At 70.6% G+C, this 517-nt stretch carries 1 protein-coding gene; it reads right to left on the bottom strand.

What is annotated here, in order from left to right; translation table 11 throughout:
- Positions 1–37 precede the first annotated feature (37 nt).
- Positions 38–517: aldehyde dehydrogenase family protein (locus ACU8YC_RS26195; protein WP_446896145.1), on the bottom strand; the 480-nt coding region annotated here is incomplete at its 5' end.

The following is a 517-nucleotide window of genomic DNA, read 5'->3' as shown; positions in this document are numbered from 1 at the left end:
TCACCCGGCGCAGCAGGAAGGCGAGCACGCCGCGCTCCTACTGCGGGTCCTTCGACACCCAGTAGAGCAGGAGCAGGTTGTCGGCGCGCTGGGTCAGGTGGACCTTCTTGGAGACGCCCCAGGCGAGAGCCTGCTGGTGCAGCGGGATGTAACCCCAGTCGGCGTTGAGGACGTCGAAGCCCTCCTTGATCAGGGCGTCGCGCTCGGTCTTGTCGGTCTCGCCCTCGACCTTGTCGGCGAGACCCGCGTAGTACCACCACCATTCCGGCTGGTAGCGGGTCTGGCCGTACATCTCCGCGAAGAGCTTGCCGTTGTCGCGGACCTCGACTTCGGCGAGTGCCCTGGCTTCGCGCTCGACGAGATCGCCGATCCGGCGCAGGACCTTGCCGCGGGCCGAGGCCGTCATGGTGGCCCAGGGGCCGTCCCACATGGCGCGCTTGGCGGCGGCCACCGCCCGGTCGACGTCGGCGCGCCCGGCGCGCGGGATGCGGGCCCAGGGCTCGCCGCGATAGGGGTC

It is taken from the genome of Citrobacter sp. VF227, from assembly GCF_052950715.1.
This window is presented reverse-complemented; position numbering and strand designations above follow the sequence as displayed.